This window comes from Nocardia gamkensis NBRC 108242 (genome assembly GCF_001612985.1).
GTDB classification, from domain to species: Bacteria; Actinomycetota; Actinomycetes; order Mycobacteriales; family Mycobacteriaceae; genus Nocardia; species Nocardia gamkensis.
In genome coordinates this window covers 13402-16372 of sequence record NZ_BDBM01000012.1, presented here as the reverse complement: position 1 = coordinate 16372, position 2971 = coordinate 13402, and the positions used below count along the sequence as shown (strand labels likewise).

4 protein-coding genes and 1 pseudogene are annotated in these 2971 nt (G+C 62.6%); 2 read left to right on the top strand and 3 right to left on the bottom strand.

All coding sequences use genetic code 11. The annotated features are described in order from the left end of the window. Positions 1-171: 171 nt before the first annotated feature. Positions 172-528, bottom strand: coding sequence for a winged helix-turn-helix transcriptional regulator (locus NG1_RS12925; RefSeq protein ID WP_245659883.1), 357 nt, complete (start codon positions 526-528; stop codon positions 172-174). A 143-nt stretch (positions 529-671) separates the two neighbouring features. Here NG1_RS12925 and NG1_RS12920 point away from each other — a divergent pair, with 143 nt between their 5' ends. After that, a complete protein-coding gene (locus NG1_RS12920) occupies positions 672-1541 on the top strand; it encodes an NAD(P)-dependent oxidoreductase (RefSeq protein ID WP_062970462.1) in 870 nt (289 codons plus the stop codon). A 42-nt stretch (positions 1542-1583) separates the two neighbouring features. Further along, positions 1584-1790 carry a DUF3140 domain-containing protein gene (locus NG1_RS12915; protein WP_084498889.1) on the top strand — a complete coding sequence of 69 codons (207 nt, stop codon included), beginning with the start codon at positions 1584-1586 and terminating at the stop codon, positions 1788-1790. Between the two features lie 216 nt (positions 1791-2006). Here the strand turns inward: NG1_RS12915 and NG1_RS12910 are convergent, their stop codons facing one another. Both NG1_RS12910 and NG1_RS39230 read right to left on the bottom strand, forming a co-directional pair. Next, positions 2007-2192 (bottom strand): LysM peptidoglycan-binding domain-containing protein, encoded by a 186-nt coding sequence (locus tag NG1_RS12910; protein ID WP_062970460.1) that lies wholly within the window; start codon positions 2190-2192, stop codon positions 2007-2009. 24 nt (positions 2193-2216) lie between these two features. Next, positions 2217-2486, bottom strand: a pseudogene (locus tag NG1_RS39230) (LysM peptidoglycan-binding domain-containing protein); the annotation flags it as partial. Positions 2487-2971: the final 485 nt, after the last annotated feature.

Sequence of the window (2971 nt, the reverse complement as noted above, 5' to 3'; positions counted from 1 at the left end):
CTGCGCTGCCACCCACATCTTGCAAAGTTGTGACGTGGAACATACGACGGGCCCGGTTATGCGTCAATTGCACAGGGTGTGCACAAAAGTAACTAAAGTTACCAACTAGTAGCTTGATCTTCCGCTGAACGATGTTGCCCGAGTGAAACATTCACTTTTGAAGGATTCACCTCATGGCTGCTGATGCACCCGCGGTGCCCCGATCCGATCGATCCGGTCCCGTCCCCAGGCACCCAGCGGCTCCAGTGCCGCGTTGAGCGCCGCGCCGATCTCGGTCAGCCGGTACTCCACGCGCGGCGGCACTTCGCGGTAGACGGTCCTGCTCACGATCCCGTCCTCCTCCAGCTCCCGCAGCTGCTGGATCAGCATCTTCTCCGAGACTCCCGGCAGCCCCTTGCGCAGCTCGCCGAAGCGCCGCACGCCGTGGTTCTCCAGCTCCCAGAGAATCAGCGCCTTCCACTTACCGCCGACCACATCCATCGCGGCATCGATACCGCAGAAGTACGGCCCCGATCGCTTCGCACCCACCGTCCACCTCGCTACCTGCTCACAAACCATTTGGTAAGTACCGGACAAAATAGTAGGTACTTGCCTCTTCGCCGGGCAACGAGCACTGTTGGTCACAGCGCGCTGACCAGGAGTTTCCTCGAACCCAAGGAGTTGAACCCGCAATGGCGGAGACCACGAAGACCCCGGTGATCATCCTGGGACTCGGAGCGATGGGCCAGGCGCTGGCCGCGACATTCCTGAAGGCCGGCGTGCCGACGACCGTCTGGAACCGCACCCCGGGCAAGGACGCCGAACTCCTCGCGGCCGGAGCCGCCACCGCCGCGACCGTCACCGAGGCGATCGGCGCCGACGGCCCGATCATCGCCGTACTGCTCGACCACGCCTCGGTGCACGCCACCCTCGACCCGGTCGCCGCCCGACTGGCTGGACGACAACTGATCAACCTGACCAGCACCGCCCCCGGCGACGCTCGCGAACTCGCCGCCTGGGCGGCCGGTCACGACTGCGGCTACCTCGACGGCGGAATCATGGCGGTGCCACCCATGATCGGCCGACCCGGCGCCTCCATCCTCTACAGCGGCTCCCGGACGGTCTTCGACACACACCGCGAAACCCTCGAATTGCTCGCTGCCGCGGAATACTTCGGCGAAGACGCGGGCTTCGCCTCGACCTACGACTTCGCCCTGCTCGCCACCATGTACGCCATGTTCGGCGGCTTCCTGCACGGCGCGGCCATGATGCGCTCCGTCGGCGTCCCCGCCGCCGAATTCGGCCGACGAGCCGCCGCGTGGGTCGGCGCCATGGCCCAGTCGTTGCCACATCAGGGCGCCGTCATCGACACCGCCGCATACACCGACCGGGTCCAATCCATCGCGTTCCACAAAGCCGCACTGGACGCGATAAACCGCGCCAGCCGCGACGCGAACGTCACCCTCGACTTCGTCGCCCCCTTGAAAAACCTTCTCGACCGTCAGGTCGCCGACGGTCGCGGGGCGCTGGGATTCGAACGAACATTTGAAGAACTCATCTGACCCGCACGTCACGCTGTCAATTCCGGGATCCCTCCCGCACATATGACGAAACGATGCAGCATCGCTTCAGCTATCGGCATCGTGGACATCCTCGAGAAGAACGACCTGACCGACGATGACTACGCGCACATGCGCAAAGTCATCGGCTACGCGCACCGCCATCTCGAGCAACGACCTTCCGGGGACATCGTCGACAGCAACTGGCGGCACTCGCTGATGAACTGGGGCCACGATCCGCTCGAACCCTGACGGAGGCCGACGATTCCACTGTTCGCTGCTCTCGTGCCGGGTAACCGATCGGGTCGCCGGTCGCGTGCGCGATCCCGTCGGGCGGCGAGAACGTTGCCCTCCCAGGAGTGGAGCATCCGCTGCTGGGAGGGCATCCGCAAGACCGTCCGCCCTTGTGCTGTCCCGAGGTGAGCGATCGGAGGCCGCCGCAATTGCGAGGACGACTCGGCATCCGGTCTAGCCCGCCGAGGCGAGGATGGACCGCAAGGGGAGCATGATCTGCTGGCCGACTCTGATGAAGTCCGGGTTCTCGATGCCGTTGATGTCGGCGATCCTCTGCAAGAATTTCAGATCGCCGTACTTCTTCTTGACGATTCCCGACAGGGTCTCGCCTGCGACGACCGTATGCCATTCGGCTGCCATGGTTATCTCCTAGTTCTTCGGGGGAATAATCAATTCTCGGCCGACGTGAATCACGTCGGGGTCCAGGATCTCGTTCGCGTCGGCGATCAGAGGGAACAGCGTGGCATCACCGTAGAAGCGCTTGGCGAGCCTGGACAGTGTGTCGCCGGAAACGACTTTGTACGAGATGCCGGGAATGATCAACACCTGACCAGGGTGGATCTGGTCGGGATCCTCGATTCCGTTCGCCGCGGCGATCAGCGGGAATAGATGCGAGTTCTGCGGGCGATAGAAATGCCCTGCCAATCCGGACAGTGTTTCGCCTCGCACCACCGTGTGCTTGCGGTTCACCTCGGGGATGATCAGCACCGTCCCGACGCGTATCGAATCGGGATCCGGAACGCCACTTGCCACGGCGATGAGTTCGAAAAGCGCGGCCTGACCGTAAAATCTCTTCGCAACCGCAGAGAGAGTGTCTCCTGCGGCTACCGTGTGTGTATTGATCATCGATTTGACCCTCTCGTCTAACTGTAGGATTTCATAGGAATGTCAAGAACCCGGGCGAATGATGCCGGATTCCGACGATCTGAGCGTACAGCCGGCACGACGATCATCGAAGTGCTCAGTCGGATGATTTCGAATTCGGGTAGTTCACTACTTGCTCATCGGGTCATTCTGCGCGGCGGCGGTGCCGGTATTACTCGGTAAGCGTTTTCCGCACGGCGCGACGCGAGGCGCAAGTGCGCAAATGAGTAGTGGACTACGCGTCACCCGCCGGCGGAGCGGGGTTAAATGGTATA

Excerpts from the sequence above, each read along its gene's own strand:
- NG1_RS12910 (WP_062970460.1), bottom strand. The coding sequence starts at position 2,192 with ATGGCAGCCGAATGGCATACGGTCGTCGCAGGCGAGACCCTGTCGGGA.
- NG1_RS12915 (WP_084498889.1), top strand. The coding sequence starts at position 1,584 with ATGACGAAACGATGCAGCATCGCTTCAGCTATCGGCATCGTGGACATC.
- NG1_RS12920 (WP_062970462.1), top strand. The coding sequence starts at position 672 with ATGGCGGAGACCACGAAGACCCCGGTGATCATCCTGGGACTCGGAGCG.